Origin of the sequence: Polaromonas sp. LjRoot131 (assembly GCF_964252805.1) — a bacterium.
Taxonomy (GTDB): domain Bacteria; phylum Pseudomonadota; class Gammaproteobacteria; order Burkholderiales; family Burkholderiaceae_C; genus Polaromonas.
Genome location: NZ_CAXUPF020000005.1, coordinates 238,700 through 253,341, shown reverse-complemented (window position 1 = coordinate 253,341; position 14,642 = coordinate 238,700). Strand labels below are relative to the sequence as shown.

At 64.2% G+C, this 14,642-nt stretch carries 13 protein-coding genes; 8 read left to right on the top strand and 5 right to left on the bottom strand.

Features of this window, described 5'->3' with window-relative positions; translation table 11 throughout:
* Positions 1-4: 4 nt before the first annotated feature.
* On the bottom strand, positions 5-916 hold the full coding sequence (locus tag ACSQ27_RS21435) for an alpha/beta fold hydrolase (protein ID WP_436157512.1): 912 nt from the start codon (positions 914-916) through the stop codon (positions 5-7).
* Positions 917-967: 51 nt separating this feature from the next.
* A complete protein-coding gene (gene yihA / locus ACSQ27_RS21430; RefSeq protein WP_436157511.1) occupies positions 968-1,696 on the bottom strand; it encodes a ribosome biogenesis GTP-binding protein YihA/YsxC in 729 nt (242 codons plus the stop codon).
* Between the two features lie 209 nt (positions 1,697-1,905).
* Between yihA and ACSQ27_RS21425 the strand changes: the two genes are divergently transcribed.
* The 5 genes from ACSQ27_RS21425 (at position 1,906) to ACSQ27_RS21405 (ending at position 8,093) form a co-directional block, all read left to right on the top strand.
* Positions 1,906-2,577 (top strand): c-type cytochrome, encoded by a 672-nt coding sequence (locus tag ACSQ27_RS21425; protein WP_436157510.1) that lies wholly within the window; start codon positions 1,906-1,908, stop codon positions 2,575-2,577.
* 181 nt (positions 2,578-2,758) lie between these two features.
* Positions 2,759-4,960 (top strand): cytochrome c biogenesis protein ResB, encoded by a 2,202-nt coding sequence (locus ACSQ27_RS21420; protein ID WP_436157509.1) that lies wholly within the window; start codon positions 2,759-2,761, stop codon positions 4,958-4,960.
* Positions 4,957-6,336, top strand: a complete 1,380-nt coding sequence (gene ccsB, locus ACSQ27_RS21415) for a c-type cytochrome biogenesis protein CcsB (RefSeq protein ID WP_436157508.1) — start codon at positions 4,957-4,959, stop codon at positions 6,334-6,336. Before ACSQ27_RS21420 ends, ccsB begins: the two co-directional genes overlap by 4 nt.
* Before the next feature lie 99 nt (positions 6,337-6,435).
* The gene (gene msrP, locus ACSQ27_RS21410; RefSeq protein WP_436157507.1) at positions 6,436-7,434 is read left to right on the top strand and encodes a protein-methionine-sulfoxide reductase catalytic subunit MsrP; all 999 of its coding nucleotides are present in this window, start codon (positions 6,436-6,438) and stop codon (positions 7,432-7,434) included.
* Positions 7,434-8,093 carry a sulfite oxidase heme-binding subunit YedZ gene (locus ACSQ27_RS21405; RefSeq protein WP_436157506.1) on the top strand — a complete coding sequence of 220 codons (660 nt, stop codon included), beginning with the start codon at positions 7,434-7,436 and terminating at the stop codon, positions 8,091-8,093. Before msrP ends, ACSQ27_RS21405 begins: the two co-directional genes overlap by 1 nt.
* A gap of 3 nt (positions 8,094-8,096) precedes the next feature.
* On the opposite strand, the gene lysA is transcribed toward ACSQ27_RS21405, so the two are convergent.
* Positions 8,097-9,383 (bottom strand): diaminopimelate decarboxylase, encoded by a 1,287-nt coding sequence (lysA, locus tag ACSQ27_RS21400; RefSeq protein WP_436157505.1) that lies wholly within the window; start codon positions 9,381-9,383, stop codon positions 8,097-8,099.
* A 169-nt stretch (positions 9,384-9,552) separates the two neighbouring features.
* Positions 9,553-9,801, bottom strand: coding sequence for an LPS translocon maturation chaperone LptM (gene lptM / locus ACSQ27_RS21395; protein ID WP_436157504.1), 249 nt, complete (start codon positions 9,799-9,801; stop codon positions 9,553-9,555).
* Positions 9,802-9,813: 12 nt separating this feature from the next.
* Between lptM and cyaY the strand changes: the two genes are divergently transcribed.
* Entirely contained in the window at positions 9,814-10,149 is a 336-nt protein-coding gene (cyaY, locus tag ACSQ27_RS21390; RefSeq protein ID WP_436157503.1) for an iron donor protein CyaY, read from the top strand.
* 68 nt (positions 10,150-10,217) lie between these two features.
* Here cyaY and ACSQ27_RS21385 read toward each other — a convergent pair whose 3' ends face one another.
* Positions 10,218-12,644 carry a penicillin-binding protein 1A gene (locus tag ACSQ27_RS21385; protein ID WP_436157502.1) on the bottom strand — a complete coding sequence of 809 codons (2,427 nt, stop codon included), beginning with the start codon at positions 12,642-12,644 and terminating at the stop codon, positions 10,218-10,220.
* Positions 12,645-12,912: 268 nt separating this feature from the next.
* Between ACSQ27_RS21385 and ACSQ27_RS21380 the strand changes: the two genes are divergently transcribed.
* Both ACSQ27_RS21380 and ACSQ27_RS21375 read left to right on the top strand, forming a co-directional pair.
* Positions 12,913-13,992 carry a pilus assembly protein PilM gene (locus tag ACSQ27_RS21380; RefSeq protein ID WP_436157501.1) on the top strand — a complete coding sequence of 360 codons (1,080 nt, stop codon included), beginning with the start codon at positions 12,913-12,915 and terminating at the stop codon, positions 13,990-13,992.
* Positions 13,989-14,633: a PilN domain-containing protein gene (locus ACSQ27_RS21375; RefSeq protein WP_436157500.1), complete on the top strand. Its 645-nt coding sequence runs from the start codon at positions 13,989-13,991 to the stop codon at positions 14,631-14,633. The genes ACSQ27_RS21380 and ACSQ27_RS21375 overlap by 4 nt, the downstream gene beginning before the upstream one ends.
* Positions 14,634-14,642 lie beyond the last annotated feature (9 nt).

Genomic DNA, 14,642 nt, shown 5'->3' with positions numbered 1-14,642 from the left:
GCCGCTAGCGCAAAAAGTCCCGCAGGTACGTCGCCACCAATGCCGGCTGCTCGTGAACGATCCAGTGGGTCGCGCCCTCGATGCGCCGCAAGTCCATGCGCGGCACATAGTCCTGCAAGCCGTCCAGCAAGGCCGCCGGCAGGGCGATGTCGTCCAGGGCCCAGAGCACCAGCGTGGGCAGGTGAACTTCCAGCATCTCGCGCGGAATCGCCACAGCCGCCGCGGCCGGGTCGTTGTGCGGCGGGCCGGGCCGCGGCGGGCGCAGCGGCGAGGCGCGGTAGTAATTGCAGGGCCCGGTCAGGCCCTGGCGCCAGATGGCGCGGTATTGGTCCCGCAGCGCATCGGTGAGCCAGGCATGCGGGCCGTCGGCCGCACCCATGTGCGTGAAAAACTCCCAGAGGCGGCGAAAGTCGTCCTCGGCCAGCAGCGCTTCGGCGTCGGGGCGGATCAGGAAATTCATGTACGCGCTGGCGGCCTGCTGTGCCGGCGACTGCTGCAGCTCGCGCAAAAAAGTGCCGGGATGCGGCGAATTGATGATGGCCAGCTTCTTCATCAAGGCCGGCTGGCCCGCCGCCAGGTTCCAGGCTACGGCGCCGCCCCAGTCGTGCGCAATCAAACATTCGAGTTGCCCGCCCTCCAGCGCGATCAGCGCCGCGATGTCCTGCACCAGGTGTCTGGGCCGGTAGGCGGCGGCGTCAGTGGGCGCGCTGGACTGCTCGAAGCCGCGCAGGTTGGGCGCGATGCAGCGAAAGCCGCCGTTTTCGGGCTGGGCGAAGTGTTCGAGCAGGCCGTCCCAGACAAAAGCGGCTTCGGGGAAGCCGTGCAGAAACATCAGCACGGGCCGGCCTTTGGTGCCGCTGGCGCGGCAGGACAGGGTGATGCCGTGCGGCAGGGCCTGCAAACTGGTTTCAATCATGGCGTTGCGCTTTCTGGCGATGGCTGAAAGCGCTGCCCGGCAGCAACAACCTCAGTCGTTGATTTCAGGCAACTCGTCAGGCGCGGCCTTGGCGGCCTTGGCCGGTTTTTCAACCGGATGCGCCCAATCCCACAAATGCTGGGCGACTTCCTCGACGCCGCGGCGCTTCAGCGAAGAAAAGAGTTTGACGTCTCCGCCACCGGCCTGCAGTCGCACAATGGACAGCGCCTTGGCCGCCTCGGTCTTGTTGAGCTTGTCGGATTTGGTCAGCAGCACCAGGAATTTCAGGCCTTCCTCGACGCGCGGCCGGATCACGTCCAGCAGGATTTCATCGAGTTCCGTCAGACCCAGGCGCGGGTCGCACAGCAACACGACGGCCTTGAGGTTGTCGCGCGTCTGCAAGTAATTGCCCATCACCTGCTGCCAGCGGTATTTGGCTTCCTTGGGCACGGCCGCATAGCCGTAGCCCGGCAGGTCGGCCAGCACCGCGTCCGTCACGCCCTGCTTGCCCAGGCTGAAAAGGTTGATGCTCTGCGTGCGGCCCGGTGTCTTGGAGGCAAACGCCAGCCGGTGCTGCTGCGTCAGGGTGTTGATGCAGGTGGATTTGCCGGCGTTGGAGCGGCCCACGAAGGCGATTTCCGGCACGTCGACGCGCGGCAGGTGCTTGAGTTCTGGCGCGGTGGTCAGGAACTTGGCCGTGTGCAGCCAGCCCATGGCGATCTTGGGATCGGGGGCGCCGGCTGCGGCGGGGGGGTGTTTGGGCGGGGAAGCGGAGGTCATGTCGGGCGGTCCCTGAAGGTCGTGTGCATACCGGCGGCATGCGTTGAAAGGGGCCGATGCCCCTGTGGGCGGGGCTTGGGAGGCCGTGAACCGGCAGGGAGCTCCTGGCGGATTGCCGCGGCAAGACCCGAATAATCGGGGGTGCCCAGAAGCCATTGTAAAATCAGAAAGTTATAAGTTTTGTGCGCCAACCAATTAAAACCCCCGATATGAAGCTGTTCGTTACTTCTCTCCTGGCCGCTTTGCTGGCCGTGCCCGCCGTGTCGTCGTTTGCCGCCGGCGAAGCCGCCCCCGCGCACGATGCCGCCCCGGCTGCTGCAGCGGCCCCTGCCAAGGTTGCCAAGCCCGACCTGGTCAAAGGCGAGGCCAGCTTCACCGCGGTGTGCGCAAGCTGCCATGGCGCCGACGGCAATTCCGGTGTCCCCGCCAACCCCAAGCTGGCGCAGCAGCACCCCGAATACCTGGTCAAGCAGCTGCAGGAGTTCAAGTCCGGCAAGCGCAAAAACCCCATCATGCAAGGCTTCGCCTCGGCGCTATCCGATGAGGACATGAAAAACATCGCCTACTGGGCTACCTCGAAAAAAGCCAAGGCGGGTTTCGCCAAGGACAAGGAACTGGTCGCCCTCGGTGAGCGCATCTACCGCGGCGGCGTGCAGGACCGCCAGATCGCAGCCTGCGCAGGCTGCCACAGCCCGACCGGCGCCGGCATTCCTTCGCAGTACCCGCGCCTGGGCGGCCAGCATGCCGACTACACCGTGACGCAGCTGACGGCTTTCCGCGACGGCGGCCGCAAGAACAGCCTCCCCATGACCCAGGTCGCCGCCAAGCTTAACGACCGCGAAATCCGCGCGCTGGCCGACTACATCGCCGGCCTGCGTTGAGCCGGGGCCTGCCGCAAGGCGGGCTTTTTTTCCGAAAAAATACACGCAGCGCGACTGCCGTATTGAACCCAAGCCGCTAAAACCAATCACACCAAAGGCGGGTCTTTCTGATGAAAGCCCGCCTTTTTTCTTTTTTCTCTCTTGCCGGCTGCCGCCAGCCCGATCCGGTTCCACTTAAAGCATGACAGTTTCCACCCAGGGTATGAAGGTCAATTGGGGCTCCCGCAGCTTGCGGGCGTCGGTGGAACTGCTGTCGTCCATGCGGTTTTCCATCTCGCTGCTGACGGTGATCTGCATCGCGTCCATCATCGGCACGGTGCTCAAGCAGGCGGAGCCGCTGGGCAATTATGTGAACCAGTTCGGCCCGTTCTGGGCGCAGGCCTTCAGCCTGCTGAGCCTCAACACCGTCTACAGCGCCTGGTGGTTTCTGCTGATCCTGGCCTTCCTGGTGATTTCCACCTCGCTGTGCATCGCCCGCAACGCGCCCAAAATCCTGGTGGACCTGAACCAGCTCAAGGAAAACGTCCGCGAGCAAGGCCTCAAGGCCTTCGGCCACCGCGCCGAGGCCGCGCTGGCCGAAGCGCCCGAAGCCGCCGCGCGCCGCATCGGCCAGACGCTGGTGCAAAGCGGCTGGAAGGTCAAGCTGCAGCAGCGCCGCACACCCGAAGGCGACGGTTGGATGGTGGCCGCCAAGAAGGGCGCGGCCAACAAGCTGGGCTACATCGCGGCGCACAGCGCCATCGTGCTGGTGTGCGTGGGCGGCCTGCTGGACGGCGACATGATCGTGCGCGGCCAGATGTGGCTCAACGGCAAATCCATCTACACCGGCGGCGGCCTGATCGCCGACGTGCCGGCGCAGTACCGCCTGAGCGACCGCAACCCGACCTTCCGCGCCAACCTGCTGGTGGCCGAAGGCACGCAGTCCAGCACCGCCATCCTGAACCAGCCCGGCGGCGTGCTGCTGCAGGAACTGCCGTTTTCCATCGAACTGAAAAAATTCATCGTCGAGTACTACTCGACCGGCATGCCCAAGCTGTTCGCCAGCGACATCATCATCCACGACAAGGAAACCGGCGAAAAAATCCCGGCGCGCGTGGAGGTCAACCACCCGGCCCGCCACAAGGGCGTCGAGATCTACCAGTCCAGCTTCGACGACGGCGGCTCCAGCGTCACGCTCAAGGCCATTCCCATGGCGGCGGCCACCAAGCCTTTTGAAATCCAGGGCACCATAGGCGGCACCAGCAGCCTGAGCAACGGGCAGGGCGACAGCGCCGAAAAGCTCACGCTCGAATACACCGCGCTGCGCGTCATCAACGTGGAAAACTTCGCCTCGGGCGGCAGCATGGGCGGATCCGGTGCCGACGTGCGCAAGGTCGACCTGCACCAGGCCATCGATTCGCGCCTGGGCGCGGCCAACAAGACGGTCACGCAAAAAGAGCTGCGCAACGTCGGGCCCAGCGTGAGCTACAAGCTGCGCGATGCCGCCGGCCAGGCCCGCGAGTTCCACAACTACATGCTGCCGGTCAAGACCGACCCGGGCGAGAACAGCCCGGCGGTCTACCTGATGGGCGTGCGCGAAACCCCCTCGGCCCCTTTCCAGTACCTGCGCATCCCGGTCGATGCCGAAGGCGGCATGGAAACTTTTTTGCGGCTGCGTGCCGCGCTGGCCAACCCGGCCCAGCGCGAGCTGGCCGTCAAGCGCTATGCCAGCCAGGCCATAGGCCCCGACCGGCCCGAACTGGTGCAGCAGCTCGCGGCCTCGGCTTCGCGCGCACTGGCACTGTTTGCCGGCAGCGGCCCCGAGGCGGCCGGCGGCAAGACCGCCGGCCTGCAGGCGATTTCCGATTTCATGGAAGCCAATGTGCCCGAGGCCGAGCGCAACCGCGCCGGCGAGGTGCTGGTCCGCATCCTCAACGGGGCGCTGTTCGAGCTGGCCCAGATGACGCGCGAGCAGGCCGGGCTCAAGCCCATGCCGCAAGACGAGAAGACGCTGGGCTTCATGTCGCAGATGGTGCTGAGCCTGTCGGACGCCCATTTCTATCCCGCGCCCATGGCCTTTGAGCTCAAGGATTTCACCCAGGTCCAGGCCAGCGTGTTCCAGGTGGCGCGCGCGCCGGGCAAAACCATTGTGTACCTGGGCTGCGCTTTCCTGATCCTGGGCGTGTTTGCCATGTTGTATGTGCGCGAGCGCCGCGTCTGGGTGTGGCTGGCGCCGCGCGGCAAAGACGGTGCCCAGGCCGAGGGTGGCAATGGCGCGGGTTCAGTGTCAGAATCAGCTGGAAGCAGCCAGGCCACCATGGCCTTGTCCACCAACCGCAAGACCCTGGATGGCGACAAGGAGTTCGAGATGTTGAAAACGAAACTGTTGCAGGCGCCTTTATGAATACCTCCACCATCAACACCACCGCGGTGAACACCACCACGCTGAAGGCCGGCGGCGGCGGCAGCACGCTGAGCCTCAACGAAGGCTATTTCGCGCGGCGCAACGTGCTGGACTGGGTGTTTGCCGCGCTGGTCGCCGGCGGCTTCCTCTACGCCTTCGTGCGCTACGGCGCTTTCATGGACGTCTATGAAAAAGGCATCCTGCTGGCGGCTATTCCCGCGGCCATCGCGATGGGCTGGTTCTGGCGGCCGCTGCGCGTGCTGATGGTGGTGGTGAGCGTCTTTGCGCTGCTGGGCATCGCCTCCTACCAGGGCGACCTCGCGCGGGCCGAGCAGGTGTTCTGGCTCAAGTATTTCCTGTCCAGCCAGTCGGCGATTTTGTGGATGAGCGTGCTGTTCTTCATGAGCACGATTTTTTACTGGCTGGGCATGTTCGCCAAAGGCCAGAGCAACACATTGGAGTCGCTGGGCTCCAAGATCGCCTGGGTCGCCGTCGGCATGGCGCTGGTCGGCACGCTGGTGCGCTGGTATGAAAGCTACCTGATCGGCGCTGACGTCGGCCACATTCCCGTCAGCAACCTGTACGAAGTGTTCGTGCTGTTCTGCTGGATGACGGCGGCCTTCTACCTCTACTTCGAATCGCAGTACAACACCCGCGCGCTGGGCGCTTTTGTGATGCTGGTGGTCAGCGCCGCCGTCGGCTTTTTGCTCTGGTACACCGTGGTGCGCGAAGCCCATGAAATCCAGCCGCTGGTGCCTGCCCTCAAAAGCTGGTGGATGAAACTGCATGTGCCGGCCAACTTTATCGGCTACGGCATGTTCTCGCTGGCCGCCATGGTGTCGCTGTCCTACCTGATCAAGCAGCAGGCCGATGAAAAGCAGTGGCACCGGCTCACGCCGCTGTGGCTGCTGGGTGTCGTGCTGTGTTTTGTGCCCATCGTGTTTCGCAGCAAGTCGCCGGCCGAAGTGGGCGGCAGCTACTACTGGGTTGGTTACCTCGCGGTGTCGGGGCTGATCGCCGCCGGCATCCTGCTGGGCCGCAAGCGCATCGCGGCACGTTTGCCCAGCTTCGAGGTGCTGGACGACGTGATGTACAAGGCGATTGCCGTAGGTTTCGCTTTCTTCACCATCGCCACGGTGCTGGGCGCCTTGTGGGCCGCCGAGGCCTGGGGCGGCTACTGGAGCTGGGACCCCAAGGAAACCTGGGCGCTGATCGTCTGGCTCAATTACGCCGCCTGGCTGCACATGCGCCTCATGAAAGGCCTGCGCGGCACGGTCGCCGCCTGGTGGGCTCTGGTGGGGTTGGCGGTCACTTCGTTTGCCTTCCTCGGCGTCAACATGTTTCTCTCGGGTCTGCACAGCTACGGAACCTTGTAGGCCAGCTGGGAGTCTTTGTAGAAGCCGCTTGATGAATCCGTGTAAGAAACTGCCGCGTATTCAGACTAAGCCATAACGGATTTTTTCAAGGACGCCTCCATGCTCATCAAGACCCACGCCAGCGGTTTCGACCATCCTGTTCCGAGCGAGATCACGCCGAGCGGCATTTACCACGGCCGCCGCGACCTGATCAAGCTGATGGCCACGGGTGCCGCGGGCGCGGCCATGGCGAGCTGGGCGGGGCGCCAGGCCATGGCGCAGACGGTGCAAAAGCCCGGCAAACTGGCGGCCCTGGCCGGTGGCAAATCGGCGGTGGCCGGCGCCACGACCATGGAAAAGGTCACCGACTACAAAGACGCCTCCACTTATAACAATTACTACGAGTTCGGCACCGACAAGGCCGACCCCGCCAGGAATGCCCACACGCTGGTGACCAAGCCCTGGTCGGTGGCCGTCGAGGGCCTGGTCAAGCAGCCCAAGACCTTCACGCTGGAAGACCTGATCAAGCTTGCGCCCCAGGAAGAGCGCATCTACCGCCTGCGCTGCGTCGAGGGCTGGTCCATGGTGATCCCTTGGGTCGGTTATTCGTTGTCCGAACTGATCAAAAAGGTCGAGCCGCTGGGCAACGCCAAGTATGTCGAGTTCATCACCCTGGCCGACCCCAAGACCATGCCTTTTGTCGGCTCGCGCGTGCTGGACTGGCCGTATGTGGAAGCCCTGCGCATGGACGAAGCCATGCACCCGCTGGCCCTGCTGGCCTTCGGCATGTACGGCGAAGTGCTGCCCAACCAGAACGGCGCGCCGGTGCGCATGGTGCTGCCCTGGAAGTACGGTTTCAAGAGCGGCAAGAGCATCGTCAAGATCCGCTTCACCGACAAGGAGCCGCGCACGGCCTGGAACAAGGCCGCGGCGCAGGAGTACGGGTTTTATTCGAATGTGAACCCGAATGTCGACCACCCGCGCTGGAGCCAGGCCACCGAGCGCCGCATCGGCGAAGACGGCCTGTTCGCCAAAAAGCGCAAGACCCTGATGTTCAACGGCTATGAAACCCAGGTAGGCCAGCTCTACGCCGGCATGGACCTCAAGAAGAATTTCTAATGGCCACGCTCAAGGCGGCAACGCAGAAGTGGCTGCTGCACCCGGCGGCCAAGCCGGTGCTGTTCATCGTCTGCCTGCTGCCCTTTGCCTGGCTGTTCTACGGTGCCTTCACCAACCAGCTTGGGGCCAATCCCGCCGAAGCACTGATACGCGCCACGGGCGACTGGACGCTGCGTTTTATCTGCATCGTGCTGGCGGTCACGCCGCTTCGAGTCATCAGCGGCGCGCCGGCGCTGGCGCGTTTCAGGCGCATGCTGGGCTTGTTCGCGTATTTTTACGTCGTCATCCACCTGCTGAGCTACAGCTGGTTTGACATGGGCTTTGATGTTGCCGACATTGCCAAAGACATCGCCAAGCGGCCTTTCATCCTCGTGGGGTTCTCGGCGTTTGTGCTGCTGACGCCGCTGGCGGCCACGTCTTTAAACGCCGCGATCAAGGCCATGGGCGCTAAACGCTGGCAGTGGCTGCACAAGCTGGTCTACCTGATCGCCGGCCTGGGGCTGCTGCACTTCTTCTGGATGCGCGCCGGCAAGAACGACTTCGCCGAGGTGTTTGTCTACGCCGCGATCATCGCAGTGCTGCTGGGCTGGCGCGTGCAGCAGTTCCTCAAGAAAAAGAAGCCGCAGCCCGCCTACGGCGTACGCGGCAAGCTGTCCTAGCGGTCAGCCGACCAGTTGCTCCTGCCGCATCTGGTCTGCGGTGGTTTCCCGGCGCCGTATCAGGTGCACCTGGTCGCCGTCGACCAGCAGCTCGGCCGCGCGGCCGCGCGTGTTGTAGTTGCTGGCCATGCTCATGCAATAGGCGCCGGCCGACATCACGGCCAGCTGGTCGCCGGCCACCACGCTGAGTGCGCGGTCGCGGCCAATCCAGTCGCCGCTTTCGCAGACCGGCCCGACCACGTCGTAGCTCATTTCCGCCGCGCCGGGCGTTGCGGTAGCCGTCACCGGGACGATGGCATGGAAGGCCTGGTACATCGCGGGGCGTGGCAGGTCGTTCATGGCCGCGTCGATGATGCAGAAGTTCTTGTGCTCGCCGGGTTTGACGTAGAGCACCTCGGTCAGGCACACGCCGGCATTGCCGACCAGGGAGCGGCCGGGCTCGATCATGAGTTTTTTGCCGCCGTAGCCGCGCGCGTCCAGCCGGGCCAGCAGCTGCTGCCACAGCGCATCGGCTTCGGGGGGCGTGTCGTTGTTGTAGTTGATGCCCAGGCCGCCGCCGAAATCGATGTGCTCCAGCGGGATGCCGGCGCCTTCGATGGCCGCGACCAGGTCCAGCACCCGGTCCATGGCGTCGAGGTAAGGCGTGGCCTCGGTGATCTGCGATCCGATGTGGCAGTCGATGCCGACCACGCGCAGGCCCTTGAGCGAATCCGCATGCCGGTAAATGCGCAGCGCATCTTCGTGCGCGACGCCGAACTTGTTGTCCTTGAGGCCGGTGGAAATATAGGGGTGGGTCTTGGGATCCACGTTCGGGTTGACGCGGATGCTGACGGGCGCGCGCAGGCCCTGGGCCAGCGCCACCCCGGACAGCACGTCGAGTTCGGCCTCGCTCTCGACGTTGAAGCAGCCTATGCCGGCGGCCAGCGCCTGGCGCATTTCGGCGCGGGTTTTGCCCACGCCCGAGAAAATGATCTTTCCGGCCTCGCCGCCCGCCGCCAGCACGCGGTCAAGTTCGCCGCCCGAGACGATGTCGAAACCGCAGCCGGCGCGGGCAAACACCTGCAGCACACCCAGTGAGGAGTTGGCCTTCATGGCGTAGCAGATCTGCGCATGGCGCCCGGCAAAGCCGCGCTGGTAGGCGGCCAGTGCCGACAGCATGGCGGCCTTGGAATACACAAAGAGCGGCGTGCCGTGCGCGGCGGCGAGGTCGCGCAGGCGGACGTTTTCAACAAAGAGTTCGCCCTCTCGGTAAGCGAAATGGGGGTGGCCGGGGAGGGGTGGACGGGTCATGGGTAGTGGGGCTGTCAAAGCGTGCAGGGGGTTCGGGGTATCTTAAGGAGGGTGCGGCGTGCGCGCCATCACCGATTCAAGGTGTCTTTGCGCCGCCGCCTTGGATTTGAAGGTTCAGGACTGGCGCCGCCTGGAGCCTCACAACGCGGGCGGCAAGCGCCGGCGCGGCTCAGCGGGCGGCGGACGCCGGCAATACCGGTGTGATGGCGGCCGGGGGCGGGGCTGGAAGGGTGGTGGATGTCTCGGCCGGCGCGGGTGCGGTGGGCAGGGCTCCCGGGACTTTGGGCGGCACGGGAAGGTAAAGCGCGCCCTTTTGGCCGCAGCCGGCCAGCAGGGCGGATGCGGCCACAATCGCGGCAAGGCCATGCCGGAAGCCGGGATTGCGGGCGCGGCCTAAAATTTGAACTGAAGAAACCATGACGGGATTGTAATGACGGACATTGAATACCAGGATCTGGCCGAGCGCGCGCTCCAGGCTGTGGAAGCGGCCTGCGACCGGATCAACGATGAGACCGATGCGGACGTCGACAACCAGCGGACCGGCGGCATGGTCACGCTGACCTTTGCCAACCGCAGCCAGATCATCGTCAACCTGCAAAAACCGCTGCAGGAAATCTGGATGGCGGCCAGGGCCGGCGGGTTTCACTATAAATACAGCGCAGGGCGCTGGACCGACACCAAGGATTCCAGCGAATTTTTCGCCCAACTGTCGCGCTACGCCAGTGAGCAGGCCGGCCAGTCGCTGGTGTTCAAGGCGCCGGACTGACGCCCCGGCCGCGCTGGAAATAAAAAAACGGCCCATGAGGGCCGTTTTTCATGCGCGGTGCGCGCCCGTCAGTTCTTGAACAGGTCCAGGATGCGCTTTTTCTCGTCCGAGGGCGGCAGCACCTGGATCGCGCCGCCCGGCCCGGCGGCGCTGGCCGGCTGGCCCGCAGCGGCGGCAGGGTCCTGCTGTACGCCCACGGTGCTGACGCCCGAACCGCGGGCGTACTCGCTGTAGTACCACTCGCCACCGACATTGACGACGCCTTCGGGCGCCGGGTATTCGGCGACCGGCACGCCCTTGAGGGCGTATTCCATGTAATTGATCCAGATCGGCAAGCTCAGGCCGCCGCCGGTTTCCCGGTCGCCGAGCTTCTTGGGCGTGTCGTAGCCCATCCAGACCGCCGCCGCCAGCGTGGGCTGGAAACCCACGAACCAGGTGTCGATGGAGTCGTTGGTCGTGCCGGTCTTGCCGTAGAGGTCTGGCCGCTTGAGCGTGGCCTGCGCCCTGGCCGCCGTGCCGGAGCGCGCGACTTCCTGCAGCAGGCTGTCCATGATGAAGGCGTTGCGCGCGTCAATACCCCTCATGGATTCGTCCAGCGCGGGCGGTTTGGTGTCCAGCAGGATCTTGCCGCGCTGGTCGGTGATTTTGGTGACCAGGTAGGGATTGACGCGGTAGCCGCCGTTGGCAAAGACGGAATAGGCGGTCACCATCTGCATTGGCGTGACTGAGCCGGCGCCCAGCGCCATGGTCAGGTAGGCTGGATGCTTTTCCGCTTCAAAGCCGAAGTGAGTGATCCAGTCCTGTGCGTAGGGCGCTCCTATGGCTTGCAGGATGCGGATGGAAATCATGTTCTTGGACTTCTTCAGGCCGGTGCGCAGGCTCATGGGGCCGTCGAATGTGCCGTCGTAGTTCTTCGGCTCCCAGGGCTGGCCGCCGGTCACGCCGGCGTCGAAGAATAGCGGTGCGTCGTTGACCACGGTGGCCGGGGTGAAGCCTTTTTCGAGCGCGGCCGAGTAGATAAAGGGCTTGAAGCTGGAGCCGGGCTGGCGCCAGGCCTGGGTCACGTGGTTGAACTTGTTTTTCTCGAAGTCAAAGCCGCCCACCAGTGCGCGTATGGAGCCGTCGCGCGGGTCCAGCGCCACAAACGCGCCCTCGACCTCGGGCAGCTGGGTGATTTCCCAGGTGTTTTTCGGCGTTTTCGCGACACGGATCAGGGCGCCGCGGCGGATCTTGATATTCGGGCCGGCCTTGTCGGCCAGGCCGGACTGCGCGGGTTTCAGGCCGTCGCCGGTGATTTCGACGGTTTCGCTGTTCTGGCGCATGGCCAGGATGCGCTTGGGATTGGCCTCCAGCACCACGGCCGACATCACGTCGCCGTTGTCGGGGTTGTCGGTCAGCGCGTCGTCGATGGCGTCTTCGGTTTCCTGCGCGTTGGCGGGCAGGTCGATGAATTTCTCGGGGCCGCGGTAGATCTGGCGGCGCTCGTAATCCATGATGCCCTTGCGCAGCGCCTTGTAGGCGACGGTCTGGTCGGTGGCGCGCAGCGTGGTGTAGACGTTGAGGCCGCGGGTATAGGTTTCGTCGCCGTACTGGTTGTAGACCAGCTGGCGCACCGTCTCGGCCACATACTCGGCATGCACCCGGCCGGCGTCGGGGCCGGTCCTGACCTTCAGGGGCTCTTCCTTGGCGGCCTTGGCCTGTTCGGCCGTGATGAAGCCGTTTTCCTCCATGCGCTCGATGATGTAGAGCTGGCGCGCCCGGGCGCGTTTGGGATTGACGATGGGGTTGTAGGCCGACGGCGCCTTGGGCAGGCCGGCCAGCATGGCCGCCTCGGAGATCGTGATGCTCTTGAGCGGCTTGCCGAAATAGGCCTCGGAGGCCGCGGCAAAGCCGTAGGCCCGGTTGCCCAGGAAGATCTGGTTCATATAGATCTCAAGGATCTGGTCCTTGCTCAGCATGTGCTCCAGCTTGAAGGTCAGCAGGATTTCATAGATCTTGCGGGTGTAGCTTTTTTCCGCCGAGAGGTAGACGTTGCGGGCCACCTGCATGGTGATGGTCGAGGCGCCCTGGCTCTTGGCCCGGCCGACGTTGGCGAAGCCGGCCCGGATCACGCCCAGGTAGTCCACCCCGCCGTGGGAGAAAAAGCGTGCGTCCTCAATGGCCAGCACGGCGTCCTTCATGACCTGGGGGATGTCCTTGATGGGGGTCAGGCTGCGCCGCTCCTCGCCGAATTCGCCGATCACCACCCCGTCGGCGGAGTAAACCCGCAGCGGCAGCTTGGGCCGGTAGTCCACCAGGTCCGAGATGTCGGGCAGGTTGGGGTAGGCGACCGAAAGGGCGACGGCGGCAAACAGCAAGACGCTGATGACGCCGGCGAGCAACAGGCCCGTGCTCCACAACAGGAACTTGACCAGCCAGCGTGGCAGCCAGGATTTGGCTGGCCCAGACTTGGCGGGGCCGGGGTTTGAATCAGGAGAGGCGGGCGTGGAGGGCATGTAGGCAATCGTAAAGTCGCGTCACTATTATAAAAATCCTGAAAACCGGGGCGTGCGGAGCCGGCGGCGCAGCATCATATTTTTACGTTTGTAGGCATCGTCTTACCTCGGTCAGCTCGCTTGCACTCGGTTACAAGCGTCGGCTTTTGACAACGTTCTGGATATGCAGAACAGGAAAAATCCTTACTGCACAAAGAGCTTACTGCTACTATTCAAGTGATTTCTTAAGTATGCAGGGCTACATATTAGCCGTCATTTGGGGACTGCCTTGATCTCTCTGGGGTCGTTATTCAACCGCCAACAACCCGCTTTGCTGGGTTTGGATATCAGTTCGTCCAGCGTCAAGCTGGTGGAGTTGAGCCGTGACAAGGCCGGTAACCTGGTGCTGGATCGCTGTGCGATCGAGCCCCTGGAGCGCGGCTGGATCACCGACGGCAACGTCGAAAAATTCGACGAAGTCGCCGATGCCGTGCGCCGCCTGGTCAAAAAGAGCGGAACCCGCACCAAAAACGTCGCCATGGCGCTGCCCGCTTCCGCGGTCATCACCAAAAAAATCATCCTGCCCGGCGGCATGACGGACGCCGAACTGGAAACCCAGGTCGAGTCGGAAGCCAACCAATACATCCCCTTCTCCCTGGATGAAGTCAGCCTTGACTTCTGCGTGGTGGGCCCCAGCGCCACCTCCAGCGGCGACGTCGAGGTGCTGATTGCCGCCTCGCGCAAGGAAAAGGTCCAGGACCGGGAAGGCCTGGCGGAAGCCGCGGGGCTCAAGCCCATCGTGATCGACGTGGAGTCCTACGCTTCGCGCCTGGCAACCGCCCGCCTGATCGAAAACCTGCCCAACAAGGGGGTGGACACCATGGTCGCCCTGTTTGAGGTCGGCGCCTTGACCACCAGCATGCAGGTCATCAAGAACGACGAAGTGTTGTATGAGCGCGACCAGGCCTTCGGCGGCGCGCAACTGACGCAGCTGATCGTTCGCCAGTACGGCTTTTCGCCGGAAGAGGCCGAAAGCAAGAAGCGCAGCGGCGACCTGCCGGAAGACTACGGCTCCGGCGTCCTGAAACCCTTTGTGGAAAGCATGGCCCAGGAAATCGGCCGCGCCCTCCAGTTCTTCTTCACCAGCACCCCGCACAACAAGGTGGACTACGTCATGCTGGCCGGCGGCTCGTCCGCTTTGCCCGGGCTGACCGATTCCGTCACGCAGCAGACCTCGTTCGCCTGCCTCCTGGCCAACCCTTTTGAGGGCATGGAACTGGGCGACAGCGTGCGGGAAAAGAAAATGCGCCGTGAGGCATCGTCTTACCTGACCTCCTGTGGTCTGGCTTTGCGGAGGTTCCTGCAGTGATTCTGGTCAATCTGCTCCCGCACCGCGAAGCTGCGCGCAAGCGCAGGCGCGAAACGTTTTTCGCCACGCTTGGCATGGCCGCCCTGATCGGCGGCTTGATTTGCGGCGCCGTGTACTCCTGGTACCTCGCCCAGATCGAAAGCCAGCGCAGCAAGAACAATTTCCTGAAAACCGAGATCACTCGCCTGGAAAACCAGATCAAGGAGATTTCCACCCTGCAGGCGGAAATCGCCGCTCTGAGGGCTCGGCAGAACGCGGTGGAAGACCTGCAGGGCAACCGCAACCTGCCGGTCTACCTGCTCAGCGAGCTGGTCAAGCAGTTGCCCGACGGCGTGTACATCACCAGCATGAAGCAGGACAACCAGACGGTATTCATTGCCGGTGTGGCCCAGTCCAACGAACGGGTTTCCGAACTGCTGCGCAACCTGGCCAACAACAGCCCCTGGCTGACCCGGCCGGAACTGGTTGAAATCACCGCCGGCACGGTGGCGCTGACCCCGCGCGACCAGCGGCGCGTGTCCAATTTCTCCATGCGTGTCGGGCTCAAGCGCGCCACGGCGCCCAAGGCGCCCGGCTCCGCGCCGGCCGCCTCGACGCCCGGTGCCGCGCCGGCGGCCGCGGCCATCCCGGCCAAAGCCTGAAGCAGGTTG

What these genes read in the sequence shown, in the direction of transcription:
- ACSQ27_RS21385 (WP_436157502.1), bottom strand. Translation starts at nt 12,644, where the DNA reads ATGCCCTCCACGCCCGCCTCTCCTGATTCAAACCCCGGCCCCGCCAAG.
- ACSQ27_RS21420 (WP_436157509.1), top strand. Translation starts at nt 2,759, where the DNA reads ATGACAGTTTCCACCCAGGGTATGAAGGTCAATTGGGGCTCCCGCAGC.
- cyaY (WP_436157503.1), top strand. Translation starts at nt 9,814, where the DNA reads ATGACGGACATTGAATACCAGGATCTGGCCGAGCGCGCGCTCCAGGCT.
- ACSQ27_RS21425 (WP_436157510.1), top strand. Translation starts at nt 1,906, where the DNA reads ATGAAGCTGTTCGTTACTTCTCTCCTGGCCGCTTTGCTGGCCGTGCCC.
- ACSQ27_RS21435 (WP_436157512.1), bottom strand. Translation starts at nt 916, where the DNA reads ATGATTGAAACCAGTTTGCAGGCCCTGCCGCACGGCATCACCCTGTCC.
- ccsB (WP_436157508.1), top strand. Translation starts at nt 4,957, where the DNA reads ATGAATACCTCCACCATCAACACCACCGCGGTGAACACCACCACGCTG.
- lysA (WP_436157505.1), bottom strand. Translation starts at nt 9,383, where the DNA reads ATGACCCGTCCACCCCTCCCCGGCCACCCCCATTTCGCTTACCGAGAG.
- msrP (WP_436157507.1), top strand. Translation starts at nt 6,436, where the DNA reads ATGCTCATCAAGACCCACGCCAGCGGTTTCGACCATCCTGTTCCGAGC.
- lptM (WP_436157504.1), bottom strand. Translation starts at nt 9,801, where the DNA reads ATGGTTTCTTCAGTTCAAATTTTAGGCCGCGCCCGCAATCCCGGCTTC.
- ACSQ27_RS21405 (WP_436157506.1), top strand. Translation starts at nt 7,434, where the DNA reads ATGGCCACGCTCAAGGCGGCAACGCAGAAGTGGCTGCTGCACCCGGCG.
- yihA (WP_436157511.1), bottom strand. Translation starts at nt 1,696, where the DNA reads ATGACCTCCGCTTCCCCGCCCAAACACCCCCCCGCCGCAGCCGGCGCC.